24 protein-coding genes, 1 pseudogene and 1 CRISPR repeat array are annotated in these 24,882 nt (G+C 67.0%); of the genes and pseudogenes, 22 read left to right on the plus strand and 3 right to left on the minus strand.

The features are described from left to right. Positions 1-768: 768 nt before the first annotated feature. Together ACZ6S0_RS50885 and ACZ6S0_RS50890 are read right to left on the minus strand one after the other, a co-directional pair. Positions 769-1,668: a phosphotransferase family protein gene (locus tag ACZ6S0_RS50885; protein ID WP_465928027.1), complete on the minus strand. Its 900-nt coding sequence runs from the start codon at positions 1,666-1,668 to the stop codon at positions 769-771. Then, positions 1,665-3,017 carry a hypothetical protein gene (locus ACZ6S0_RS50890; protein WP_465928029.1) on the minus strand — a complete coding sequence of 451 codons (1,353 nt, stop codon included), beginning with the start codon at positions 3,015-3,017 and terminating at the stop codon, positions 1,665-1,667. Before ACZ6S0_RS50890 ends, ACZ6S0_RS50885 begins: the two co-directional genes overlap by 4 nt. Before the next feature lie 175 nt (positions 3,018-3,192). Here ACZ6S0_RS50890 and ACZ6S0_RS50895 point away from each other — a divergent pair, with 175 nt between their 5' ends. The 10 genes from ACZ6S0_RS50895 (at position 3,193) to ACZ6S0_RS50940 (ending at position 12,177) form a co-directional block, all read left to right on the plus strand. Then, positions 3,193-3,573 (plus strand): hypothetical protein, encoded by a 381-nt coding sequence (locus ACZ6S0_RS50895; protein ID WP_465928031.1) that lies wholly within the window; start codon positions 3,193-3,195, stop codon positions 3,571-3,573. After that, on the plus strand, positions 3,570-4,019 hold the full coding sequence (locus ACZ6S0_RS50900) for a hypothetical protein (RefSeq protein ID WP_465928033.1): 450 nt from the start codon (positions 3,570-3,572) through the stop codon (positions 4,017-4,019). Before ACZ6S0_RS50895 ends, ACZ6S0_RS50900 begins: the two co-directional genes overlap by 4 nt. Then, the gene (locus ACZ6S0_RS50905; RefSeq protein ID WP_465928035.1) at positions 4,009-5,019 is read left to right on the plus strand and encodes a thymidylate synthase; all 1,011 of its coding nucleotides are present in this window, start codon (positions 4,009-4,011) and stop codon (positions 5,017-5,019) included. The genes ACZ6S0_RS50900 and ACZ6S0_RS50905 overlap by 11 nt, the downstream gene beginning before the upstream one ends. After that, positions 5,016-5,558, plus strand: a complete 543-nt coding sequence (locus ACZ6S0_RS50910) for a nucleoside-diphosphate kinase (RefSeq protein WP_465928037.1) — start codon at positions 5,016-5,018, stop codon at positions 5,556-5,558. The genes ACZ6S0_RS50905 and ACZ6S0_RS50910 overlap by 4 nt, the downstream gene beginning before the upstream one ends. Further along, positions 5,555-6,823 carry a hypothetical protein gene (locus ACZ6S0_RS50915; RefSeq protein ID WP_465928039.1) on the plus strand — a complete coding sequence of 423 codons (1,269 nt, stop codon included), beginning with the start codon at positions 5,555-5,557 and terminating at the stop codon, positions 6,821-6,823. The genes ACZ6S0_RS50910 and ACZ6S0_RS50915 overlap by 4 nt, the downstream gene beginning before the upstream one ends. A gap of 20 nt (positions 6,824-6,843) precedes the next feature. Then, positions 6,844-7,512 (plus strand): 3'-5' exonuclease, encoded by a 669-nt coding sequence (locus ACZ6S0_RS50920; RefSeq protein ID WP_465928041.1) that lies wholly within the window; start codon positions 6,844-6,846, stop codon positions 7,510-7,512. A 35-nt stretch (positions 7,513-7,547) separates the two neighbouring features. Next, positions 7,548-8,432 (plus strand): hypothetical protein, encoded by an 885-nt coding sequence (locus ACZ6S0_RS50925; RefSeq protein WP_465928043.1) that lies wholly within the window; start codon positions 7,548-7,550, stop codon positions 8,430-8,432. A gap of 93 nt (positions 8,433-8,525) precedes the next feature. Continuing rightward, the gene (locus ACZ6S0_RS50930) at positions 8,526-9,011 is read left to right on the plus strand and encodes a GntR family transcriptional regulator (protein WP_465928045.1); all 486 of its coding nucleotides are present in this window, start codon (positions 8,526-8,528) and stop codon (positions 9,009-9,011) included. A gap of 3 nt (positions 9,012-9,014) precedes the next feature. Further along, positions 9,015-9,929, plus strand: a complete 915-nt coding sequence (locus ACZ6S0_RS50935; RefSeq protein ID WP_465928047.1) for a phosphotransferase enzyme family protein — start codon at positions 9,015-9,017, stop codon at positions 9,927-9,929. A 1,936-nt stretch (positions 9,930-11,865) separates the two neighbouring features. Beyond that, positions 11,866-12,177: a hypothetical protein gene (locus ACZ6S0_RS50940; RefSeq protein WP_465928049.1), complete on the plus strand. Its 312-nt coding sequence runs from the start codon at positions 11,866-11,868 to the stop codon at positions 12,175-12,177. A gap of 524 nt (positions 12,178-12,701) precedes the next feature. Here ACZ6S0_RS50940 and ACZ6S0_RS50945 read toward each other — a convergent pair. Next, positions 12,702-13,997, minus strand: coding sequence for a hypothetical protein (locus ACZ6S0_RS50945; RefSeq protein ID WP_465928051.1), 1,296 nt, complete (start codon positions 13,995-13,997; stop codon positions 12,702-12,704). 382 nt (positions 13,998-14,379) lie between these two features. Here ACZ6S0_RS50945 and ACZ6S0_RS50950 point away from each other — a divergent pair, with 382 nt between their 5' ends. The 12 genes and pseudogenes from ACZ6S0_RS50950 to ACZ6S0_RS51005 all read left to right on the plus strand — a co-directional run bounded on the left by ACZ6S0_RS50950 (position 14,380) and on the right by ACZ6S0_RS51005 (position 23,591). Then, positions 14,380-14,547 carry a hypothetical protein gene (locus ACZ6S0_RS50950; protein WP_465928053.1) on the plus strand — a complete coding sequence of 56 codons (168 nt, stop codon included), beginning with the start codon at positions 14,380-14,382 and terminating at the stop codon, positions 14,545-14,547. Positions 14,548-14,633: 86 nt separating this feature from the next. Next, positions 14,634-14,837 (plus strand): hypothetical protein, encoded by a 204-nt coding sequence (locus ACZ6S0_RS50955; RefSeq protein WP_465928055.1) that lies wholly within the window; start codon positions 14,634-14,636, stop codon positions 14,835-14,837. Next, positions 14,834-15,097: pseudogene (locus tag ACZ6S0_RS50960) on the plus strand (WhiB family transcriptional regulator); the annotation flags it as partial. The gene ACZ6S0_RS50955 and the pseudogene ACZ6S0_RS50960, both read left to right, overlap by 4 nt. Positions 15,098-15,329: 232 nt before the next feature. After that, a complete protein-coding gene (locus ACZ6S0_RS50965) occupies positions 15,330-15,497 on the plus strand; it encodes a hypothetical protein (RefSeq protein WP_465928071.1) in 168 nt (55 codons plus the stop codon). Beyond that, positions 15,494-15,715: a hypothetical protein gene (locus ACZ6S0_RS50970; protein ID WP_465928073.1), complete on the plus strand. Its 222-nt coding sequence runs from the start codon at positions 15,494-15,496 to the stop codon at positions 15,713-15,715. Before ACZ6S0_RS50965 ends, ACZ6S0_RS50970 begins: the two co-directional genes overlap by 4 nt. Then, on the plus strand, positions 15,712-16,851 hold the full coding sequence (locus ACZ6S0_RS50975; protein WP_465928057.1) for a DUF2637 domain-containing protein: 1,140 nt from the start codon (positions 15,712-15,714) through the stop codon (positions 16,849-16,851). The genes ACZ6S0_RS50970 and ACZ6S0_RS50975 overlap by 4 nt, the downstream gene beginning before the upstream one ends. Then, positions 16,848-19,040 (plus strand): cell division protein FtsK, encoded by a 2,193-nt coding sequence (locus tag ACZ6S0_RS50980; protein ID WP_465928059.1) that lies wholly within the window; start codon positions 16,848-16,850, stop codon positions 19,038-19,040. Before ACZ6S0_RS50975 ends, ACZ6S0_RS50980 begins: the two co-directional genes overlap by 4 nt. 143 nt (positions 19,041-19,183) lie before the next feature. Further along, positions 19,184-19,414 carry a hypothetical protein gene (locus ACZ6S0_RS50985; RefSeq protein ID WP_465928061.1) on the plus strand — a complete coding sequence of 77 codons (231 nt, stop codon included), beginning with the start codon at positions 19,184-19,186 and terminating at the stop codon, positions 19,412-19,414. Positions 19,415-19,515: 101 nt separating this feature from the next. Then, the gene (locus tag ACZ6S0_RS50990) at positions 19,516-20,439 is read left to right on the plus strand and encodes a bifunctional DNA primase/polymerase (protein WP_465928063.1); all 924 of its coding nucleotides are present in this window, start codon (positions 19,516-19,518) and stop codon (positions 20,437-20,439) included. Continuing rightward, a complete protein-coding gene (locus tag ACZ6S0_RS50995) occupies positions 20,436-21,773 on the plus strand; it encodes a YfjI family protein (RefSeq protein ID WP_465928065.1) in 1,338 nt (445 codons plus the stop codon). The genes ACZ6S0_RS50990 and ACZ6S0_RS50995 overlap by 4 nt, the downstream gene beginning before the upstream one ends. Before the next feature lie 208 nt (positions 21,774-21,981). Further along, positions 21,982-22,179, plus strand: coding sequence for a helix-turn-helix transcriptional regulator (locus ACZ6S0_RS51000; RefSeq protein WP_465928067.1), 198 nt, complete (start codon positions 21,982-21,984; stop codon positions 22,177-22,179). Further along, on the plus strand, positions 22,179-23,591 hold the full coding sequence (locus ACZ6S0_RS51005; RefSeq protein WP_465928069.1) for a tyrosine-type recombinase/integrase: 1,413 nt from the start codon (positions 22,179-22,181) through the stop codon (positions 23,589-23,591). The genes ACZ6S0_RS51000 and ACZ6S0_RS51005 overlap by 1 nt, the downstream gene beginning before the upstream one ends. A 743-nt stretch (positions 23,592-24,334) precedes the next feature. Next, positions 24,335-24,790: direct repeats of the CRISPR family, unit length 29 nt; unit sequence CGGATCACCCCCACGGGCGTGGGGACCGG. The last annotated feature ends 92 nt before the right edge of the window (positions 24,791-24,882 follow it).

Genomic DNA, 24,882 nt, shown 5'->3' on the forward strand with positions numbered 1-24,882 from the left:
ACGTCCACCCGATCGGGGCTCGCCAAACTCTCTTCGCTTGTGGCTTCGAATCTTCACTAGATCGTAATCGGCGTCTTTTGCGGTTGACCGCATTTGAATATAAATCCCGTGTGTTATGGGCGACGCAAGGCGTGCGCCGGGCTGCACGACGACGGAGGTGCGTGCTCCCGTGATGCCTGTCCTGTGCGTCCCTGGCCAACTTGCCCACCCGCATACTGTACGAACGTTTGTTCGATCTGTGAAGCTTCTTGCCTCAGTTGATTCGAACTTCGGCGTTGCTCGGCAACCTCCGTAGCACTCGGCTCTGTCGAGAAGATTCGTACTTCAGGGCAGGGTCGAGTGCCGCTACTTATCTGGGCATGCTCTCGTCTGCGCGTGCCGCTGGTCAATCGGTCTCGGGAAACGCTGATGCGCCCGTGCTGATGACTTGGAGGTGCCAGTGGTGCTAGCCGGCACTCTTCGGCCAGGTCAGAATGGTTCGATCCGCTGGCAGGAGTTGGTCAGTTTGCCTGGCTGAATGAGCACGAATACGGAATCTCCTCAGGGATATCCAAGAGCTTGCGCTCGTCCGACGACGGCATGCGGGCCTTGACTTCGGCTGGTGCCTCTACTGCCACTCGCTCAACTGGTATCTGAGGGCGGTCGTAGGAACGCGGGCACCATCCCGGGAAGAGCGTCACACGCCCGGTCGGCCCGCCGCTGCATTTCGGCGTTGCGGAGCGCGACGGCTGGTTCCTCGATCGCACCGACCAACAGGATGCTGTGAGGCTACGGGACGGCTGTCCAAGACCAGGGCCGTGGTCCACGCTCACCACGTAGACATTCCAATCTCAGCATCACTTCGTCGCGCCGAGCGGGATTCTCCGCAGCCACTTGGGCGGCCATGCAGGTCATACGGAACTCGCGGATGTCCCGCAGCGCCTCGAATCCCTCCCACGAGGTGACGTCGTGTCCGTACGTCCGGACGAAGGCGTCGTAGTCCTCGGTGGTGATGCCTGCCAAGGTGAACGCCTTCACCGCGGTGGAGGTCAGGTCCCATTCAGGCGGTCCAACTGAGCAGCGCTCCAGGTCGAGCAGCACCACGTCACCGTCGTCCGTGCTGACCACGTTGCCGATCCAAGCGTCGCCGTGCACGACCGTCTCAGGCAGTCCCTTGGGCAGTTCCGCGTACCGTGCCTCCAACTCGGCCAGGTGGGCGCGCATCCAGGCCCGGTCCATTTCGTCGAGGGTGGTGGCACGGTCGATTCGCTCGGCCAGTCGTACGAACGGAGCCAAGCGGCCGATGTCGAAGCCGGTCGGTGGCGGGAGGTCGTGAAGGCGGCGTAGTGCCGTCGCGACCATCGGAGCTGTGCCGTGTCGGTGGGGTGGCAGCTCTCGCCACCAGGTGACCGCTCTGCCGTCGACCTCGATCGGCTGGTCGATGTCTGGCCACGCCCGGATGGCTGGTACGTGGTTGGCTTCGAGCCAGCGGGCCACCGCCACTTCGCGCGTCGCGGCGGCGAACTGGCCGGCGCGGGAGACGCGGGCGACGATGCCGCCGGGTAGCCGGTACAGGGCGTTCTCGCCGAGCCGTATCAACTCGGCGCCGGCCGGGTCGAGCCCGATGCGGCGGCTCGCCGTGCCGAGTGCTGCCCAGGCGGCCGCCTCGGCGTCACTGATCTGGGTCACGCCTGGACGACCTCCCGGATGCGATGGCGCAACAAGGCCACCGGCGTGCGGCCTTTGTGGGGGAGTGCGAGCCTGGCGAGTTCCTTCATGTCGTCCTGGGCTCGACGAGAACGCACCGTTCCCGCGTCGCTGACCGCCCGCCCTCCGATGGAGGCGGCTTCCTCTGGGTCTCCAGCGGCCATGGTGAGGGAGGCCAGCTTGATTCCGCTGATCGCGCGAGATCGGACGTAGGCGGCGCTGTGCCCGGACACCGCACTGGCCAGCCTCCTGGCCGCCTCACCCAAGTACGTCTCGTTGACCGCTCCGCCAACGGACGCACTGCTCGCTGCCCTCCCATCGAGAGCCAGGTCGAACAGCGCGTGTCCGGTGTCGCCCGAGTGCTGGGCCGCGTCGTAGTAGCGCATCCACGGCTTCTCCTCGGTGGGGCGGATGCGGCCGAACTCTGTGTCCGCCTCCTCGATTGCCCTCCACGCCTCCTGCACCCGGCCCAGCTTGGCGAACGCCCGAGCTTGGGCCGAGCGCAGCATGGCACGCTCGGCCGCGGTCAGCCGATCGGCCCGCACCATGGCGAACTCCACCAAGGTCAGCCCGTTGTCGGCGTCACCGCACCAGATGGCCTGCCGCGCCATCGAGGAGAGCACCTTGGCCCGGAGATGCCAGTCGTTCGCCTGCTCCGCGCAGGCGAGTGCGAGGGTGAACATCCTGCGGGCGTCCTCGTGCGCGTAGGCGTCGAACGCCATGAACGCCGCCGCGTGTGCCAGCCAGCCGACCGCGGAGTACAGAGGATCGTGCAGCTTGGCCGAGCAGCGAGATTGCTTGAGTAGCCCCACTGCGAAGCGCAGTTGGCCGGTGACCGCTTCGCGGACCAGGCAGCCGCCGTAGGTGTGATCCCAGGTGGTGAAGACGCCGGCGATGGTTCGCAGCTCGGTGATGTCGGAAGGTTGTACGACCGGGGGTGGGGTGATGGCCTGGGCGGGCATGGCCAGGTCGGCGAGTGGGACAGCGGCGGCTGCCCCCAGCGCGGTGCGAATGAAGCCTTTCCGATCCACACCTGTCACGGTAACGACCGAGTTGGTGCGTCGTGAGCGGGTGAACCCGAGGTCCCGGTCATGTTCCGCGCCCAGAATGGTACGGAACGCATCCCGGTAGTCGCGGTTGGGCCAGCGCACTTCGCCGCGCTCCAGCTTTCCCACGTACTCCTGTGAAAGGCCACCCCGACGGTGGCGATTTTCGAACAACCAGGCGTTGACCAGGTCTGCCAGCTCCTGGCGCGAGGCGTGCTCGCCGGGGTCGGCAGGGGACGGCAATCGTTCTCGCGCCTGCTGCAGCAGCGGATTGGGCTCGGACATCGGCTGTCTCCCTCCACCCGCATCGTCGCACGGCGGCCGGTCGGGAGGGTCGTCAACCTGACCGCGATCTGACCGTGGTCTGACTCTTGACTGCCCGACTCGCTGGTGTTCCCGCCTTCGTCGTACGAATCCACAGTGGAAGGAAGTCGTCACCGTACGTGAGGAGCGGCAAACGATGCAGGCCCTTGACGCGGACCACCACCACGTCGTCGCCCATCCCGTCACGACACCCGTGCTACCGGGTGAGTCGGCCCTGGTCGCTCTGCTCGTGTCGCTCGACCAGGGGCGAACCTGGCAGGTCAGCGGCACGCTCAAACTCCCCACCGCTCGGTACGAGGCCGCCACACGCCTCTTCCTCATGACCGCGATGAGCATGGCGGCCGAGGAGGACGCCACGAACGTGGTGTGGCAGGCGCATGCGTGGGCCGTCGACGAGGGCCAAAAGATCCCTTCCGAGGCGTCTCCGCTCGTGTCGCTCCGCAGCGACGGTCAGCCCCCGAACGCGGACCTTCCCCATCAGCTTCCACCCCTGACATCCGACCGAGGCAGTCGATGACCCCCCACTCTCCGCCGATCACGAGCGGCCCACGGTTCGTCCCGGACGAACTCGGATGGGCATGGGCCGCCCACCTGCAGCACCACACCTGCGGCTGGTGGCTTGTGCTCTGGGAGCCCGGCAGCCAGCACTTCACAGCCTTCTACCTCGGCGAGACGGCCGAGGGCGGCGCCTACCGAAAGGCCAGCACTCCCCGAGGGCTGTGGGAACGGATTCTCGCGTTCGACCCCATACATCCTGACCTGGACGTAGACGGCAACGAGGCCCGCGGCTCCTCCGCCTGGCAGCCGCGGATGGCAGGCCCGGCGACGAGCGTGCCGAGCGGCCACGAACCCATGACCGTTCACACGACGGCGGCCACCCCTTCGCCCTCACGACCGCAGCCGGGCCACCGTGCCGAGCGCGCGAGCACAGTCCGAGACCGAAGGATCCCCTATGACACCTGAGCGCGTGCAGACCTTCCACGATGCGTACACGAGGGTGTTGCGGCAGACGACGACGAGTCCCGACCACCGGATCTCCACGCGGGGCAACAGCTCACTGGAACTGCTCGACGTGTCGTTCCGCATCACCGACCCGACGCAGCGCGTGCCGTACCTGGCCACGCGTCCGATCAACCTCGCCTACAACTGGGCAGAGGTGCTCTGGTACTGGTCCGGCCGCGCCGACCTGGACATGATCGGCTACTACGCGCCCATGATGAGGGACGCCAGCCATGACGGCAGCACGCTCACGGGCACGGCGTACGGCCGCAGCCTGTTCACCGCCGGCCCGGACGGCCGAACCCAGTGGCAGCGGGTGCTCGACCTGCTGAGCAAGGACCACGACACCAAGCGCGCCGTCCTGTCCATGTTCAGCCCCGCGGAGCTGATGACCGAGGACAACCCCGACGTGTCCTGCACAATCGCCGCCCAGTTCTTCCTGCGGGAGGATCGGCTGCACCTGACCTGCTACATGCGGGGCAACGACGCGTTCATGGGCCTCCCGAGCGACGTCTTCTCCTTCACGGTCCTGCAGGAGCTGGCCGCCCACCTGCTCGGCGTCCGGGTCGGGCACTACAGCCATCACGTCGGGTCCATGCACGTCAACCTGCCCAACCGGGCCAAGGTCCGCAAGATCCTCGCGGAGGTCGGCGGGGACGGGTACCGTCCGCCGGCCTTCCGCTTCCCGGGCATGCCCGCGGACGCCTGCCTCACCTCGCTGCACCTGCTCGCCCAGGAGGAAGCGGAGCTACGGACCGACACCCGTCAACACACCCCCGAGAGCATCGCCGGCACCGGGCTGGCTCCGTACTGGCAGCAGGTGCTCCTGCTGTGGGAGGCGTACCGGCAGATCACCCACACCGACCTGCCCGTCAGCGTGGAGGTCCTGCACGCACTGGACCCGGGTTACCGATGGCTGGTGGAGCAGCGCTGGCCGAAGCGTATGCCGGAGGGAGCGACGTGATCGCGCGTACGACCGACGGGGCGCGCTTCAGGCCCCCGGGCGGGTGGGACTACTGGACGGTCGTCATGTGCAAGCCCGACGCGACCGACCGCAGACTCGTCAGGCCCATCCTCGAATGGGTCGCCGGCACCGTGACCATCGTCCAGATCCGTGAAGTGGTCGTCACCGCCCAGCAGATCCTCGCCCACTACGCCGACATGCTGGAGCTGCAGCACCGCTTCCCGTTCGACGTCCGGGCCGACCTGATCGAGCACTACGTGGGCTCGACCGTGACCGTGGCGCTCGCCCGCGGCCACACCAGCGACACCGCGCAGCGCGTACGTGACCTGCTCGGTCACTACGACCCGTCCCGCGCGCCGTCCACCACCATCCGCGGCCACTACGGCGACGACAGCGCCGAGAAGGCCGCCGCCGAGGGACGGTTCATCCGCAACCTCATCCACGCCAGCGACAACTCCGCCGATGCCGCAGCCGACTTCATGATCTGGTTCGGCGAGCCGTACCGGCACATCCTGAACCAGGAGGCGCACGCACGATGAGCAAGCCCGTCTTCATCGCCGCCGACGGCATCTCGGCCGGCCCCGCGCATCTGCGCCTGATGGCCGCAGCCCAGCAGGCCGAGCTTGACCCGTACATGGCGCAGATCATCACCAACCGCAAGTCCGGGCTGAGCCTGAACCACATCATCGGCTGCCCGCTGGACTGTGCGTACTGCGTGCGGCACTTCTGGGGCAACTTCGAGCAGAAGATCCCCCAGTTCCTCATTCCCACGGACGAGGCGGTTCAGTTGCTCGTCCAGCACCCCGAGTTCGTGCCGCACACCACGCCGGTCCAACTGTTCAACAAGGCGACCGACCCGATGCTGCCGGGGGTGAAACCGCACACGTTCGCCGTCCTGGAGGAACTCGACCGGCGCGGCCTGAGCAACCTGGTGCTCGTCATCACCCGCTTCCACGTCACCGAGGCCGACATGGCGCGCCTGGAGGGACTGGAGCACGTACGGCCGACGCTGCTGTTCACGTACTCCGGGATCCGAGACGACCGCGTGGAGCCGATCACGAAGTCCACCACCACCGTGGACTCCATCACGGCCGCGGCCCGCCACAAGCAGCGTACGAAAGTGATCCTCTACTGGAGGCCGATCGTGCCGGGCTGGAACGACGACCCGGACACCATGTCGCACGTGCTGCGCGTCGCGGCCGACGCCGGGGTGGACGCGATCGTGTTCACCGGCTACTACCACAAGGAGGAGAACACGGCCCACCTCAGGAGTCTGGGGGTCCCGGTGCCGTACGGCGAGAACTGGCAGCGCCGCAAGGTCCTCCCGCAGGAACTGGACGCCCGCATCGTCCAGGCGTGGCGCGAGTCCGGCATCTCGGTCCCGCTGTTCCGCAAGACCTCGTGCGGGGTCACGTACGGCTGGCAGCTCCCCGATTACAACGGGCACCTCGGCGTGCCCGAGCTGTGCGACATCTGCCCGCCCGAGCAGGTGGCACGCTGCGCCGCCGCGCTCACCCCACCGACGGCCGAGGAGATCCGCATCGCGCTGGACTCGTTCGGGTTCGACCCGGACACGCCGTTCCTGATCGAGGACGGGCACGTCATGACCGCCACACTGGGCGAACAGCGCCGCTACGCCCTCCAGCACCTGTTCGGCTTCCAATTCTGGGAGGTCGAGCATCCGCACGTGCACGCCGCGCACGGCCGGGCCCTGGAAGGCTACGAGGTGAGCACCGAGGACCAGGCGCTGCTCGACGGCGCTCGCGAACGGCTGGCGTCCGCCGCCCGCCACGAAGACGACTGAACCGACCTGTGGAGCACCGAATGCGAGACCAGACGTGGACGGCCGCCGAACTCGTCGCGCTCGACCTCGAGGGCACGGGTGCACAGGATCGCCACAACGAGGCGATCCTTGAGATCGCGGTCGTCCCGCTGGCCGAGGGCCGTCCCGACATGGGCGCGGCCTGGCACAGCCTCATCAATCCCGGCCGCTGGATCCGGCCCCGCCCATGGATCTCGCCCGGCCTCTCCGGCGCCGCCCTCACTGACGCCCCCGGCCTCGACACGCTGGGCGGCACCATCGCCGCGAAACTGAACGGTCGCATCCTGGTCGGTCACAACATCGGCGTGGACTGGCGGCTCATCCACCTGCGCCTGCCCGGCATCGAGCCCGCCGGCTTGATCGACACCGCCCGCCTCGTCCGCCATCTGCGACCGGACGCCAAACGGTGGAACCTGACCGGTCTGCTCGCTCAATACGGGCTGGAGAACGAGGTGAAGACGCTCGTCCCGGACGGGCAGCCGCACCGGGCGCTGTGGGACGCAGTAGGGGCCGCGCTGCTTCTGTCCGAGTTGGTCGGTCAGCTCCCGGACAAGTCCGGCACCACCCTGACGATGCTGAGCCGGATTGCCGGACTGCCCCACCGGCCCGAGGGTGAGAACGACGATCAGCTCACGCTGGACCTGCAACCGGACACCCGAGGGGGAACGTGATGGCCGCACGATGCGATCACCCCTGCGTCGGCGTGGTGGTGCCCGACGCCGGGGACACGTACTGGCTGCTCGACCGAGGCATGACCCCGCCGGGTTGGGCGTTCGCCGCCGCCCACCTGGACACTCACGGTGACCCGGAGACGGTCGCGCGCGCCCAGATCCGACGGGCGATGGGACTCACGGGAGTCAACCTCATCCCCGCGATCAAGGAGTGGTTCCCGGACTGGTGCCGGTCTCGGAAGACAGGCCACGACTGGCACATCTTCATCGCCGAATGGGAAGACGACGCTGCTCCTTCGTCTGGAGCGCACACGCTGCGTCGTTTCCACCGGCGGCAACTCCAGACGCTGGCCGACCGGACGGCGGACTACGCCCTGGGTGACGTGACGACGGAGGAGTTCGCCGCCGCTCCGGGGCTGGAGCTGCCATGGGCGTACTGGGCACACCGCCTCAACCTCGTGGACCTTCCGCCTGACGTGCCCGCCCGCATCGCCCTCCGATGCGCTCAGCCGCCGGGCGCACCTGGCCAAGACCTGGAGCGATCGAACACGCTGAAGGACGAGAAGCGAGCCGCTGAACCGAGCCTTCTGGGAGCCGCCGCATGGCCATGCCCCGGATTATCGCCACACCCCCCGATGCGGAACGACAGCCGTCGATCCACCCTCACCTGGACAACGGACAAGCCACTCCAGAGCCGGACGCTCATGCACACGTGTTCCTGCCGGCCGACCGTCTACGAGTTCCTCGCAACCGGTGGCAACTATCGGATCCGTCGTACGGATCGGGGCACGCCGCCCCAGGAGATGTACGCCGGTCCGTGGCGCCGCAAAGTGGCAGAGCGCATCTGGGTGTCGATTCTCTCGGGCGAGGTGAGCTTACGTACCAACCTCATGTCAGAGGCGGCTGGTGACGCCGCGTGAATCCCGTCCGACGGGCGCAGAAAGCGCAGTCGCCCCCTGCCGAGGCTGCGTCGCCCTAGCCTTGGATCTGATGTTGCTCGGCAAGGGAGCCCCATGACTCAAGGCAAAGCTCAGCCCGCGTACGCCACGCTGGCCGGCGATCTCCGCCGGCGGATCGAGACGGGGGAGTACCCGCCCGGCGCGATGATCCCGTCCGAGTCGGCGTTGGTGGCCGAGTTCGGCGTGGCCCGCGGGACGGTGCGTCAGGCGCTCGCGGAGCTGGAGCGCGAGGGCCTGGTCGTCAGCCAGATGGGACGGGGCCGCCGGGTGCAGGGCCAGGCGGCTCCGGAGACGCCGCCGAGCACCCGCTACGAGGACGTGGCGAACCAGCTTCGCGTCGCCATCAAGGCCGGCGAGTTCCCTCCGGATGTCCGGCTGCCTGGCGAACCTGTCCTCGCCGGAAGGTTCGGCACGGCACGCATCACGGTACGCAAGGCCCTGGAACTGCTTCAGCGAGAGGGCCTGATCGTCGTCGTCCCCAGCAAAGGCCGCTTCGTGGCCGCCAAGCCACCACCTTCCGATACGAACAGCGAGGGCTAGTCCATGACGGAGACCCCCACCGCGCGCGGCTTCTCCCTGCGAGACGCCCACAAGGCGCTCGTCGCGGCCTGCGATGACGTGGGACTGGACAGCCGGGACGCGGTCCCCCTGCGGGTCGGCGAGAACAAGCTGTTCCGCCTCGCATCGGCTCCGGTGGTGGTGCGGATCGCGCGCAGTGTGGAGCTCCTCGCGGACGTCCACAAGGAGGTGGCAATCGCGCGCTGGCTGGAGGCGGCCGGCTTCCCTGGCGTGAGGCTCTTCCCGGACTGTCCTCAGGCACTCATCCACGAGGGCCGCGTCGTGACGTTCTGGCAGTACGTGGACAGCGATGACCCTGCCCCCGGCTTCGGAGACCTGGCGGTGATGCTGCGCGAACTGCACACGCTGCCCAAGCCGGTGGATCTGATCCTGCCGCTGTTCGACCCGCTGGGCCGTGTGGAGGATCGCCTGGACTCCGCCCCGAGCGTCCGCGATCAGGACATCGCGTTCCTGCGACGGCGGATCAAGGAGCTTTACGCTGAGTACAACGCGCTGGAGTTCGCACTGCCCGCCGGCCACATCCACGGCGACGCCCACAAGGGCAACTTGATGCGACGGGTGGACGGGAACGTGATCCTCATCGACTACGAGAGGTTCGCTTTCGGCCCGCGCGAGTGGGATATCAGCACAGCCGTCGGGATTCCGTACCAGGGGTTCCGGTGGATCGCGGACGAGCAGTACGCACAGGCTGTGGACGCCTACGGGTTCGACATCGCCGAGTGGCCAGGACTCCACACCTTGCGCCGTATCCGCGAGATCGCCATGACCACCTGGCTCATGCAGAACGTCGACCACGGTCCCGACATCCGTGCAGAGTTCGACCGTCGCATGGCATCGCTGCGACAAGACATCCTGCCTAGGGACTGGCGTCCCTTCTAAGTCTTCAGCGTATCGGGGGACATGGAAGAGTCGACGAGTTCCGAGTACGCGCCACATTAGCCATTGCGGATGTTGGCCGACTTTCGATGATTAGTTCAGCAGGCCGGACAATTCAGCCGAAAGAGTCGGTGGCACGTTGCTTCTCAGAAATCTGTTGTCCATGCCGCACCCCTTCTTCCAGACCGTTACTGCAGCAGGCGGCCCTTGAGCGTACCTGAAGACAAGAAGTAGGGACTGCGTCGCTTTTATTGGGCAAGACCCCTCATCTATTCTCGTTGGCTGTGCCGTAATCTTGGCTGATATCTCTTGCGTAACGTCCTTGCCGTACGCCCTTTTTCGTGGAGCCGTGGCACTGAAGTTGCAAACGGTTAGCCCTATCGCATCCTTGGGCACCATCTGCTTGTCTTGGCCAACTCTTCCTCGCCCTGGATCGCACTGATTTACTGGGTTGAGGGATGACCAGCGCCCCGCATTATAGGCCGCACTCACCGCGTCTCCGACGTAAGACTTCGTGCGGAATGCGCCATTCGTGGTTACCACACATTGATTGGCGTCATATGCGGTTCCGACCCATGACACGCTGCCGTCGCTGTAACGCAAGCGGATGAGGTAGCTGTGCGGTATGGAACCGATCATGGTGCAGGCTCGCCAGGATGGTGAAGCGGCGACGACGGGAAGGTGATTGAGATCTGTGGCCATTTGTTCGAGACCATCGATCAGCCGGCGCGGTGCGGCACCTCGAAGCCCTTTCGTATCGTAGATACAGATATCCGCCTGTTGAGGGGTGCCCGGCACCAGTAGTTCGGGGGTTCCCGATCCAATGGATGGCACCCAGTCTCCTGGATCCTTCCCTCCCCAGCTACTTGGGCACTCGGGTGAGGGCGATACTGGCGACGATACAGACGGAGCGCATGCTGAGAGTAACCCGAGTGCGCTCACCATCGCAAAAATGGTCCTTCTCATGCCACTTAGACGCATGGTGTCCTTGGTTGGTTGCAGAATCTCAACTGATCCCTCCGTTTCTTCGTCGAGCACGGAGAAAGTCGGATGTTCGAGGCAAGGCTCGGACATCCGACTGCATGCTCCTGGCGTGCCTAGTTGGTCACGGATACACAGGAGTGATTGTTTCGAACCCGGACGCCTGATTCATTCGTCCCCAGTCCATAAGATACATGGAGTCAGTGCAGCCGTCGCCATCCAAGTCTTGCGTGGCGTTCCCTATTCCACGTGCCGAAATAGTGCGATCGCTGTTGTAGTTGAAGACTGCACCGCCGCTGTCTCCGGAAGCTACAGTGTTTCCTGGAGAGCAGCCCTTTTCCGCGAGCGTAAGGCCCGTGCTCTGCACGGACGTACCATCGTGATCCCGCCAGTTCAAGAAGTGGGCTCGCCACTCAGTCACGGTGTAGCTACAGGTCGTTCCCGTCCGGGCGCCTGACGCGCACAGAGAGGTACCGACCGGCGCGTTTCCGTAGTTCGTTACCGCGCGAAGGCTTGCGGACGTTGAACCGCCGTCCCATACATATGGGCGAATCGTTGCCCGGATCAGCATTACGTCCTGGGATCTGTTGCCCACGGATGCCGTGCCGATTGTTTCGCCGGTGGAGTCCTTCATGACATCACCGACCATGCCGCAGTGCCTGGCGGTCAAGAGATATGTCGTCCCGGCTGAGTTCTTTACGCCGTAGCCCGCTGAACATGTGTGTGTCTCTGAAGCGTTGTCCACACACGGGCCTCCCGTGAGAGAGCGCGAGCTGTTTCGGTAGCCGATTCCTCCCTGCCAAGGACTCGCGTCGTTGCACCGACTCATCATCTGGGCCGGTGGTGCCTCTTTGAACTCCACTGGGACTCCCACATCGGGAGTACGGAGTCCGTTGATCCGTGAGCCTGGAGTCGTGAGCACTCGTACCCCCGACCCAATGGCGGAGACCAGTATCGTGTGCGCCGGTCCACCTGCTCGCTGCCCTACGGCAGCCTCAAGCTGGTCCGCTGCGGCGGTAAGCTGCTTTTCGGAGTGTGCGGCGTTCTGGATCTCGACTGGTGCGATTGTGCGAGCCTGATCAATTGTCGACTTAAAGGGCGCCGGGACGTCGCCGCTCCACCAGAGAAGGACCTTTTCGTCGGCTATCTGCAGTCCAGCGAAGCCATCCGGGTCCTGTTTGTATGCGGCGAACTGGATAACGTCGGCCGCCTTCAGCAGCGGCGCTTGTTCAGCCATGATCTTCGACGCAGCCAACGCTTCCCCCGTTAGGGGGCCGTTGACGGGAGTGGACGAAGTGGAAACCTCGGCCCGTTCTGTGGACGTTGAGGTTCCGGGGGCGGGTTCGGCGCTGGCTGGGGAGGCCATAAGTCCCGCACATAGAATGATAGCCGCGGCTGGCAGAAAGAATCTTGTGTGCACGAAACGTAAGTGCACCGTCACGCTACCTCCAGTGAATCCCATTGATCCGGCGAGTCGATGAAGCCGATCGGGTGTCGCGAGCTGGATGAGCTAAATTCTCGCCTATCGGCATTGTCAAATGTTTCAGTCATGATCGACGACGTCAACTCTTGACTTTGATGTCCAGGCACTGTAGTTGTAAATTGTAACGCTATGCAGAGAGAGGGATACGGACTGCAGTTTTCCGTAGTTGTCATTCAAGGTTTGCGACGGCGTCAAGTTTGAAGGCGTTGCGCTCCAATCCGTTCACTTTCAGGGAAAGCGAGGGCCAGGACGGTCAAGGTCTCGGCGGCGCTGGCGGATGGTCCGCATCTAATCCTGGAGCGTCTGAGCGACTATCTCGCCGGGACGGTCTCCGAACGCGCCCGCACAAGTCGAGCCTCGGCGTAGGTCTTGAAGTCCTGCACGAGCGGATCATTCTGGTAGCGCGTGAGCTGGCTCATGAACTCCCGGACGTAGCGCCGGGTACGGGCGGATCGCAGATCGGCCACGGTCGCGACGGCCTCGCGAGCTACCGCGATGCCCTGCTCCAGATCGCCACCTGCCACGTGACTCGTGGCGAGGATGGTCCGTACGAACGACAGGCTTCGCACGTACAGGCTCTCCGACAGCTCCACGCTCTCCAGCACCCGGTCTCTCGCCCGATGATGGTGACCCAGGTCGCGGAAGCAGTGCGCGAACTCGGCCGCCAACTCGGCCTCGTCGAAGTACCTGAGCCAGACCGGGTCATTTTCGGGACTGCGTCGCTCGAACCACCGCTCGGCCTCACCCAGAGCCCGGCCGCAGCCGGCCTCGTCCCCCTGTGAAGCCAACGCACGGGCCTCCATCGCATTGAACAGCGCCATGGCAGTCGGCGTGGCCGCGCCTTCGGCGCCCATGCGGGCGGACCTGGCGAGGTTCGCCGCCATGCCGTAGTGGTCCAGGTAGTTGGCCTGGTGGCTCATCCCGGCCAGGATGCGACCGCCGAGCATGCGATCGTCCGCCTCACGGGCCAGCGCGAGAGCCTTGGTCATGTACTGCTGGGCCAGGCCGTGCAGCCCCGTGTCGTAGGCCATCCACGCGGCCAGGCGCAGCATGGCCGCCGTCTCCGAGAGGAACTGCCGGCCGAGTGCGGTGTCTGGGCGGACGTGCTTGAGTAGCGGTTCTATCTCCATGGCGATGTACTGGACGACCGTGGAGCGGGCGTGCCCGCCGCCGAACCGGTAGTCGAGTTTGGCGAACAGGGCGGTCGTCTCACGTACGGCCTCGATGCTGCCTGCGGTGATCAGCCGGCCCCCGGGATGGGAACGCGGCGAAGTCCCGGGGGCCACCAGCCACGTGACCATGGAGTCGTTCCAGGTGGCTGAGGACACCTCGCCCTCGACCACCCGCGGATTGGCCGACAGGTCCCCCGAGATCAGCACCGAAACGCCGTCAGTGAAGCCATCGGTCCGTTTCGGAGACTGAGCGATGAAAGGTGTGGCTTCGGCGTACATCATGCCGATGTCGCGCACGCTCACCCGCTCACCGAGTCTGCGGCCGAGGGCCTCGGCGATGAAGTGCGGGGTTGCGCCACGGGGGTGCATTCCGTCGAGCCAGCGTTTCACCGACACGTGATCGCAGCGGATGTCCACGCCATGGCTTGTGGCCACGTCCTGCACCCGGCGTGCGAGTCCCTTGTTGGAAGTGCCCGCCCTCCCCATCACCGCCGCGAGCTGGTGATTTGGCTCTCGGAGGTTCATGGCACTCCCGGCACGACGGAGGGCTGACAACCCTTAGTGATCGCCTTGTCGCAGTCAGTTTGCATCCCCGGTCGGCGGGCGTGCACCCCCCTTTGCTGAATTGCACCGCCTTTTGAACGCTGCCGCACCCCCTGACCTGCGCGGTTTCCTGGAGCCACGAACACGGCGGGTCCCGAAAGGGAGCTTGACGGACTCGCAGATCCTGTTCTATACCTGTACAGGACAGATCCTCTGCTGGGGCCTGCCACCAGGAAGAACAGGCTCAGCCAAGACCGGAAGGGACCACCACGACATGCCTGTTCTTCGACCTCGACGCTTCCTGCCCACAGTGCTGATGATCCTCGCGGCCTTCTTCGTGGTCACTCAGCCGCACAAGGCCGCGATGGCGGTCAACACCGCCGTGGACGGCATCCAGACGATCACCAAAGCCCTGACCACGTTCAGCAACGGTCTCGGCTGACCCGCCAAACAGAACAAGCCGGGGCGCGGCCCACAGTCGCCAAACCTGATCCACGCCCCGGCACCCCTTAGAGAGGTGTCTCCATCATGCCCTTCGGGCCCAACCACGCACTGCCCGTGTCCGATCTCCACCCCATCACCACCCTGTACGCGCTGTGGACCTGCCTGGTCTGCGGCGGAGTGGAAGAGGTCGAGTCCGAGGAGGAGGCGCCGGTTCCGCCGATCTGCCCCTCCTGCCACAGGCTCGCGGTCGCCGAGGCGCTCGCCGCTCTGCGAGGGAGGCGGCGATGACCGAGTTGCCCGCCGCTCGCCTGAGCGAGCGAGAGCTGTCGGACCTCCGGGACGAGCTACTCAACTCCAACCCCGCCTGCGAAACCAGCGACGCGGAGCTGTTCACCGGTCCAGATCTGTTCGAGGAGGAACTGGAGGACGAGCGGCAGGCACGCGAGGCCAAGGCCAAGGCCGTGTGCGCCACCTGCCCCGCGCAGGTCGTCTGTCTGGCGTACGCGCTGGCCGTACGTCCGAAGGCGGGCATCTGGGCCGGCCTGACCGCCGCCGAACTCCGCGCCGCCCGGAGGCGGGCCGCCCGTAGGGGGCTGCCTGATGGCCCGCTTCCAGTGCGCCGACTGTGGCAACCGCTCGCGCAGCGCCTTCCGCTGCCGCCGCTGCGGCACCAGCCGCCAAGTGGAGGTCTGTACTTCCCACGGCACGCGGGGCCTGTCGGGTTGCCGCCGGTGCCGCATCCTCGCCCGTTCCGCATCCGGTCTCTGAAGGGAGTGAGCCATGTATCACGCACATCGGCTGTCGCCGTGGCCGGCCAAGTCCTGTCCAAGCTGCATGGCGCGGCTCGACGGCGGACCCGTGCAGTTCTACTGCGCGCCCTGCCGCCGAGCGGTGTTCGCCGCGGACATCGACAACGAGACCCACGCCCCACTGGGGAGGATCGCATGACCTCAGTCCTGCTCTACCTGATCACGTTCGGTGCCGGATGGCTCTCCTGCGAGCTGGTACGCATCGCCCAGGAACGCCGCCGCCTGCGCCAGGTCGTACGTGCCGCCGCCCAGGTGGCGGAATCACCGGACACGGCGCTTCGCGCCTGGTCCAGTCGCGTGGCGTACTGGTGCAACCGGCCCGGCTGCCCGCGGTGCCGGAGGCGGTGGGGCCGATGACCGCTGTCGTTCACGGACCTCGCCCGCTGAGCGAGGGCGAGCAGACCGCCGTATCGGTCACCGCCGCCGCAGTGGCTGGCCTGGGTCTGCTCGGGTTCGTTATCAGCTTCGCCACGGTGGCCAAGGCCGCCGAACCCTCCTTCGGCTGGTTCGCCTGGATCGTTCCAATCGGCATCGACCTCGGCATCGCCGTCTTCTCGGCGTTGGACATCGTCCTGGCCCGGCTCGGCATGCGCCTTCGCCTGCTCCGGCTGGTGCCCTGGTCGCTGACGGCCGCCACGGTCTACCTGAACGTGGCCGGCGAAGACACCCTGTTCGGGATCATCGCCCACGCGATGCTGCCCGGCCTGTGGGTGGTGGCCGTGGAGGTCGGCGCGTACGCCATCCGCAGGCGCGCCGACCTGGCCAGACCCGACCACATGGAGTCCATCCGGCTCTCCCGGTGGTTGCTGGCCTTCCCGTCCACGTTCGCCCTGTGGCGCCGGATGGTGCTGTGGGAGATCCGTTCCTACCCGAACGCCCTCGGTCGCGAGCGTGACCGCATCCTCGCCCGCACCGACCTGCAGGACCGGTACGGCCGGCTGTGGCGCGTCAAGGCCACCCGTCGCGAACGAGCGCTCTACCGGCTCGGCGAACTGGCTCCTGACCGCATCCAGCTCGCACCGAGGCCCGACGTCCAGGTCGCACAGGTGCCCGAGCGTCCCGCCCTGCCGCCCAAGCCCAAGCACAGGACTACCAGGAAGACCGCACAACGACCCCGCGCCGACGTGGACGACCTGATGCCGCTCGGCTGGCAGATCGCCGCCGACCATGCGACGCGCGACCTCCCGCTCACCCGCGACCGGCTCCGGGACGCCATCCGGCAGACCGGCCAGTCCGTCTCCACCGACCGCGCCGGAGCACTCCTGGCCCGCCTGCGGACGGAACCACCGCCCGACCGGACCGCGACCGCCGGACCGACCGCCGACACCGACGCGGACGGACCGCACGATCCGACCGCGGACGAACGACCTGACACCGCGCGGTCCGACCGCGCCTCGTCGCAGAAGCAGGGCGCGGCCTCCACTCCGCCAAGAACAGCGGCCGCGCCCCGCCACCCCGCAACCGTCAAGGCACACGAGGTGTACTCATCATGACTTACGACCCGCACGAGCCCGATCGTCCTCCGACACCCGACAACTTCGTCCAGGCCGAAACTGGCGACGCGGAGGTCGTAGCGCTAGATTCCCGCCGCCCGCGCCAGGCTGGCGAACCCACACCGGACGACGACGACTTCTTCGACCGCGAGACCATCGCCGTCACCGACCGGGTCATCGGCCCGCCGGTCGATCCACCCGACGAGGACGCCGCACCGGTCACCACACAGGCCAAGCGGCACCGCGCGCCGATCGTCCCGGCATGGCTGCGCACCGGGAAGTCCATCCGCGCGATGATCGTCTGGCAGATGCGCGACGCCGCGTACGTTTTCGGCTACCACGGCGCACGCTCGCCGAAGTACCTGGTCAAGATGCTCTGGTACGCGATCCCAGGCGTCTTCAAGTCCATGGGCCGGCTGCTGCACTGGGCGACGGCTGAGGAGGGCAACTGGGCGCTGCGCCAGTACGCCGCCGACCGCAACGACGCCGAGCTGTGGCTCAAGCTCGACAAGCAGCGCCAACGCCAGTCCCGCTGGCGCTGGTCGGTCGTGCTGGCGCTGGCCATCGCCGCCCTGGTGGGGTTGTTGACCGTCCTGGTGGCCGAGGTCCCCGGATGGCTGCGCCTCGGCGCGCTGGTCCTGGCCGTCCCGCTGCTGGCCCGAGCCGGACGTCCCGCGGACAGCCCGATCACCGACCGGGTGAGCGATGGCCCGCGCTACCGCAAGCTCACCGCCGAGCTGGTGCGCCGCGCATTGCTGCACTGCGGTATCTCCGGCATCACCCAGGCCGTCAGCAAGGACCCGAACGCGATCAGCTTCCCGCAGGAGATCCACCGGGACGGTCCCGGTCATCTCGCCATCATTGACCTGCCGTTCGGCGTGGAGGCCGCGGAGGTGGTGGCTCGCCGGGGCCGCCTCGCCTCGGCCATGCGGCTCCCGCTGGACCAGGTCTGGCCGGAACCGGCCGCCGGCCACCCCGGGCGCCTGGCCCTGTGGGTCGGCTACGAACCCGCCTCACAGATGAAGCAGCCACCTTGGCCGCTGCTGCGGGACGGGAAGGTGGACGCGTTCAAACCGTTCCCGTTCGCCACCACGCCGCGCATGGAGACGGTCAACGCCTCACTCATGTTCCGGAACTGGCTCTTCGGCGGTCAACCGGGCTCGGGCAAGACGTTCGCGCTCCGTCTGGCGGTCCTGGCCGCCGTTCTCGACCCACGCGCCGAGCTGCGCATTTACGAGCTGAAGGGAGTGGGGGACTTCAAGGTCCTGGAACCGCTCTGTACGGAGTACGGCAACGGCTTCGACGACGAGACCAAGGCGCGCTGCGCGGCGATGTTCGCCTGGCTGTACAAGGAGTGCGAACGCCGCTCCAAGCGCATCGCGCACTACGCCGCACTCGGCAAGGCTCCGGAGAACAAGGTCACGCCCGAACTGGCCAGCCTCAAGGGGTCCGGACTCCACCCGCTGATCGTGGCGGTGGACGAGATCCAGGAGCTGTTCCTCGACGCCACGCACGGCAAAGAGGCCGGGGAGATCCTGGAGAAGGTCATCAAGCTGGGCCGCGCCCTGGGCGTGATCCTGCTGATCGGCACCCAGATCCCCGACAAGGACAGCCTGCCGACCGGCATCACCCGCAACGTCAACACCCGCTACTGCATGTCGGTGGCCGACCAGGTCGCCAACGACATGATCCTCGGCACCTCGATGTACAAGAACGGCTACCGCGCCACCATATTCCAGCCGGTCGTAGAGGCCGGATGGGGCATTCTGGCCGGTCTGGGTGCTCCAGCGGCCCGCCGCTCGTACGAGGTGAACACCGACCAGGCAAAGCAGGTGGTCGAACGCGCCATGCAGGCCCGGGGCCTGGCCGGCACGCTGCCCGAGCCCGGCACCCAGGTCCGCGAGGATGCGGTCGTCTTCGACGTGCTGGCGGATCTGGCCGAGGTCTGGCCTGCAGGGGAGACCGCGGCCTGGAACGAGGCACTGTGCTCCCACCTGGCCGAGCTGCGGCCCGACGTCTACACCGGCTGGAAGTCCGAACAGCTCACCAGCGCCCTCAAGCCGCACGGGCTGCGCGTGGGCGACATCGGCCGCCGCATCGACGGCAAGCCCGTCACCCGGCGCGGCATCCGACTCGACGATCTCACCGAGACCATCGCCGAGCGTAACCGTCAGAAGCGCTCCGGCTGACCTGCCGCGGGGCTGCTAGCGCTAGTGGCCGACCCTGCTAGCGCTAGCACCCCCGCTAGCACCGGAAAACAAGCCCTGTCCAGGCCGTTAGCACGCTAGCGACCTTCCTCGACCACGCCCTGAAACCTGCCCAGGAGGCTGTTGTGCACCCTGCCCTGCTCGTCGCTATCGCCACGATCATCAGCACGCTCTGTTACGCCTCGCAGTGCTACCTGAGCCCCTTCGGCCGCTGCCGCAAATGCCAGGGGAAGGGCCGAACCCCGCACCGTCGAGGCACCAACTACTGCCGCCGCTGCGACGCCACCGGCCTGCGCCTGCGCCTCGGCCGCCACCTCTGGAACTACGTCCGCCATCTGCACCACGACGGCCGCTGACCAGGAACGGCCCCGGCGCACAGCCACCAAGCACGACGCCGGGGCCCGTGCCCCAACCGATCGCCGGCCCCGCAGGGTCGACCCAAGGAGCAACCACCAGCATGACACCTCACCCACCCCGCCAGGTACTGCCCTACGCGCTGGCCGCCGCCGCCCGAGGCTGGTACGTCTTCCCGCTCACACCGGGGGACAAGGTGCCGCTCAAGGGCTGGAAGTGGAAGGAGCACCACACCACCGACCTCGACACCGTCAGCCGCTTCTGGAGCGGCACCGCGTACAACATCGGCATCGCCACCGGCCCGTCGCGCCTGGTGGTCATCGACCTCGACACCCCGAAGCCCGGCGAGCAGCCGCCACCGCCCTGGAACCAGCCCGGCGTCAACGACGGGGCCGACGTCCTGGCCTTGCTCTGTGAGCAGGCCGGCCAACCGCTGCCCCTCGAAACCTTCCAGGTCCGCACCCGACGCGGCGGAACGCACTTGTACTTCACCGCTCCCGAGGGCCTGACGCTCGGCAACACCTCTGGAGCGAAGGGCCAGGGACTGGGCTGGTTGATCGACACCCGCGCCTGCGGCGGCTACGTCGTCGCACCTGGCAGCTACGTCGATCTCCCTGACGGCACCGGAACCTACGACGCCATCCACACCGCCGACCCTGCGCCACTGCCGTCGTGGCTGGCAGAACGACTCACCCGAACGGCCCATGAACAGCAGCCCGTCCACGTCTCCTCCCATGACGTCCTGGCCGCCCTCGGAAACCAGTCCGCGGGCTACGCCCTGACCGCACTCCACAACGAGATCCAACACGTCCTCGACGCCAGGCCGGGCACCCGCAACCACACCTTGAACGCTGCCGCCTTCGCCCTCGGCCAGCTCGTCGCAACGGGCCTGCTGCCGCACCGCCTGGCCGAGGACGCCCTGCACACCGCCGCCCAGGCCATTGGCCTGTCCCCCCGAGAGGCCACCGCCACCATCCGCTCCGGCCTGAGTGCCGGGGCACGCCAGCCACGCCGGGGGATCGCATGACCAACCCACTCGACGCCGCCACCATCCTGGAGAACCTCGACGCCCATGCCACCATCACCCGCCTGCACCGCGACCAGTCGGGAGACCTGAGCCTCGGCCTACCGGTCCCGCCTCCGGCCGCCGACCCGGCCATGTTCTACGGCCTGCCCGGCGAACTGGTGAAAGCTGCCGACCCGTCCACCGAAGCCGACCCCGTAGGCGTCCTGGTCTCCGCCCTGTCGGCCTGCGGCGCGGTCATCGGCCCCGGCCCGTTCGTCCAGATCGGCAACACCCGCCACCCGCTCCTGATCTGGCCCTTGCTGTTCGGCCGCACCGGCTCAGGCCGCAAGGGCCAGGCCACCGACACCGCCGAGATCTTCCTGCACCACGCCGGGATCGGCTACGCCGACCTGTGCGTCACCGGCCTGTCCTCCGGCGAAGGGTTGATCGAGCGCATTCGCGACCCCGACAGCCCGGACGACCCCGGCGGCACCATGGACAAGCGCCTGTCGGTCACCGAGCCGGAGTTCTCCACCGTCATGGCCCGCGCCAAGCGCGAAGGCTCCACGCTCGGCACGATGCTCCGCCAAGCCTGGGACGGCAGAACCCTCGCCGTACTGACCCGCAACGCCTACCGGGCATCGAACCCGCACATCGCGATCATCGGCCACATCACGCCCAAAGAGTTCCGCATGCGCCTGGCCGAGGCGGACATGGCCGGCGGCTCCTACAACCGCTTCCTGCCCGTCTACGTCGAGCGCTCCAAGCGCCTGCCCATCCCGGAAGGCGTCGCACCCGAGCTGCTGGCCGGCCTCAGCGGCAGACTCCACGACGCCGTCAAGGCCGCCCGCCAGCTCAAGCGCATCGCCCTGGACGAGGACGCCCGCACCTACTGGTCGGCCGAGCTGTACGAGGAGTTCACCGCCGCCGACGACGAAGACCACGCCTGGACCGAGTTCACCCGCCGCTCGGCCCCGTACTGCCTGCGCATCGCCGCCCTGTACGCCGCCCTCGACGCCCGCACCCACATCACCACCACCGACCTTGCAGCCGCCGCCGCGCTGGTCCGCTACTCCATCGCCACAGCCGTGTTCGTGCTGGACAAGCAGATGCGAGACCCGAAGATCGACCGCATCCGCCGCGCCCTTGACCAGGCCGCCGACACCGGCCTGACCCGTTCGGAGATCTCCGCCCTGTTCTCGCGCAACGTGCCCAAACAGACCTTGGACGAGCTGCTGACCAGCCTTACCGCCACCGGCCAGTACGAGACCATCACCACCCCCACCGGGGGCCGCCCGTCCGTCCGCTACCGCCGCACCAGCCCCGACGAACAAAGAAGAAACAAGCCCTCATGACGTACGCGCCCCGGCACACAACAGCGAGAACGCGCTCACAGAGGAACACCCCTTCTTTCGTCGGCTACGAACGAAGCCGATCACCACCACCCCGGCCTTCGCACTAACCGATCCGTTCTTTCTTCTTCCTTCGTCCTGATCACACCCGGCCCACAGCCACCAAGCACGGGGCCGAACACCCAACCGCCTGATCCGCAAGGAGCCGCACTTGGCCACCGGCCTCACCCAGCGAGGAATGCTCACCCTCGCCGACCTCTGCACCGAACTCCAGATCTCCCGCTCGACCTTCTACGACTGGCGAGCCAAGGGCCGCGCCCCGCGCTGCCTCAAGCTGCCCAACGGCGACCTGCGCATCCGTCGCACCGACCTCGACCGCTGGCTCGCGACGATGGAGGAGGCCGCCTGATGAAGGACATCACCTACAACGTCCGCGTCTACGCCATCGAGACCCGCAAGAACGCGGCCGGCAAGGTCACCTCCTACCGCGTGGCCTGGCAGACCGCCACGAAGACCTGGAAGCGCTCGTTCAAGAACGCCGCCCAGGCCGACACCTTCCGCGGCTCCCTACTCACCGCCGCCCGCAGCGGCGAGGCGTTCAGCCTCCTCACCGGCGAGCCCATCTCCTGGGGGAGGACGGACCGCCTGGAGATGAGCTGGTACGACTTCGCCTGCAAGTTCGCCGACATGAAGTGGAAGAACGCGGCGGCGAAATACCGTCAAGACATCGCCCGTGCGTTGACTGCCGCCACGCCAGCGATGTACAGCACGACCCGGGGCAAGCCGGAAGACCGTGCCCTTCGCTCGGCCATGCACCGCTGGGGCTTCAACACCAAACAGCGTCAGGAAGCACCCGAGGAGGTCGCCGCCTCGCTGACCTGGCTCGCCGACAACACCAAGCCCGTCTCCGCGCTCATCGACGATCCCGGCCTGGTGCGCGACCTGCTGGAGGCCGCTACATCCCTGCTGGACGGGAAGCGCGCCGCTGCCAGCACGGTGCGTAAACATCGCATGCTGCTGTCCAACGCCCTCGACTACGCCGTGGAACTCAAGCTCCTGCCCACCAACCCACTCAGGACCCTGAAGTGGAAGCCACCCGCGAACGCCTATGAGGTCGACCGTCGCAGCGTCGTCAACCACACCCAGGCCAAGGCGCTGCTCGCGGCCGTGGCCGCGCAGAAGCCAAGCGGGGCACGCCTCATGGCGTTCTTCGCTCTCATGTACTACGCCGCCCTCCGTCCCGAGGAGGCCGTCAACCTCGGCCGAGACAACGTCACCCTCCCGCCCCTGATCAGAAACCCGGACACCGGGGAGACGGAAGAGCCGGCCGATGCCTGGGGGGAACTGCACCTTCTCAAGGCAGCGCCCTACGCCGGACGGGACTGGACGGACAACGGCACGGTGCGGGAGGTCCGGGCGCTGAAACACCGCGCAGAAGGTCACGCCCGGACGGTACCCATCCCGCCACCTCTGGTGCGCATTCTTCGAGCCCACCTCACAGCGTTCGACAAGGGGCGACAGGGACGCCTCTTCTACGGGGTCAAGGCGGGAGAACTGCCCTTCATCACCTACCGCCGCGCCTGGAAGGCCGCCCGCAAAACGGCGTTGACGGACAAGGAGTTCGCCTCGCCTCTGGCCGCCCGACCCTACGACCTGCGCCATGCTTGCGTGTCCATGTGGCTCAACGCCGGAGTCCCTGCACCCCAGGTCGCCGAGTGGGCCGGACACAGCGTGGACGTGCTCCTGCGCATCTACGCCAAATGCATCGTCGGCCAGGACGAGGCCGCCAAACGGCGGATCTCTGCTGCATTGGACGAATAGGGCCGAGATCGTCGGGAGTCCGGTTTACGCATCGGGCTCCCAACAGAAACCCGCCCGAACAAGTAGCTCACCGTAGTCGTCTACTAGCTGTTCGTTCATTATCTCCGGAGGTGGCTATGACTGACCTTCCGCCGTCTGCCTATATCCGTGGAGTGCCGTCCCCGCCCTGGCCGAGGTGGCGAGGATTGTGGTTGATGCTCGCGTTCGCCGGGACCTTGGGTTTCGGCTGTGGCGTGGGGTTCTCCGTGGGGCAGGCTGTCCAGGGGCCTGAACAACCGGCAGTTCCGCGCGTCGCGGCTATGTCGATCGGGGCCGGGCCAGGCGCGCCGGCCACACCCATCCCTCGACCAGCGAGCCCTTCACCGGTAGCCACCCCAACTACTACCCCCTCCAAAGACGCCTCTCGGCCAGGGCCGGAGCGAAGGACTCATCCAAAGCGGAGCAAGGGCCACAGTCGCCCGCACAAACTCGTCAAACGCAGGACCGCAGGCAAGCACATCAACGTGCGCCGCGGGACATGTACGCAGTTCGAAGGCTTCAAAGCGAGGGTATGCAGGAATCTTTTCCGCAGACGATGATGACAGCGCAGGAGCCTTCGCGGTCCCAGACGAAGGCAGGACGGCGCTTATCTCCATGAGCGTATGGGGCGGCGCTTGTTCAGCACTGTTCCCAAATCGCGGAACGGATCTCTCCAAGCCTGTATGGAACCAGGCTCTCGCCTGCACGTAGGCGCCTGCGCTCGTTGGATCACCTCCACTGGCGTGGGGACCGGACGGAGATGTCGGCCGTCCAGCCGCCGGACACCGGATCACCCCCACGGGCGTGGGGACAGGGTGGTCTTGTCCACGGTGCCAGTCACGAGCACCGGATCACTCCCACGGGCGTGGGGACCTGCACGCTTGGCTTGCCGGGCGACGCGTTCCAGGCGGATCACCCCCACGGGCGTGGGGACCGGACGCGTGTGCCGTCTTCGAGAACGTCACCGGCCGGATCACCCCCACGGGCGTGGGGACCGGGCCTTCACCCTGTCCCAGTCCTCCTCCGCCTACGGATCACCCCCACGGGCGTGGGGACCGGGGGGCACGGGAGATCGTGATGAAGGAAGAGATCGGATCACCCCCACGGGCGTGGGGACCGGTTCAAGGATGAACCCCTTGAGATGGCCCCCCGCGGATCACCCCCACGGGCGTGGGGACTGAGAGCGGCCGTGGAAAACTCCAGGTGAGCGGTCATGAGAGTCGAGTGTGGCGGTCATCACGGATTCCTGGCTGATGGCCATCGGGTCTAGGCA

The sequence above is a fragment of the Nonomuraea sp. NPDC051298 genome (genome assembly GCF_055586305.1).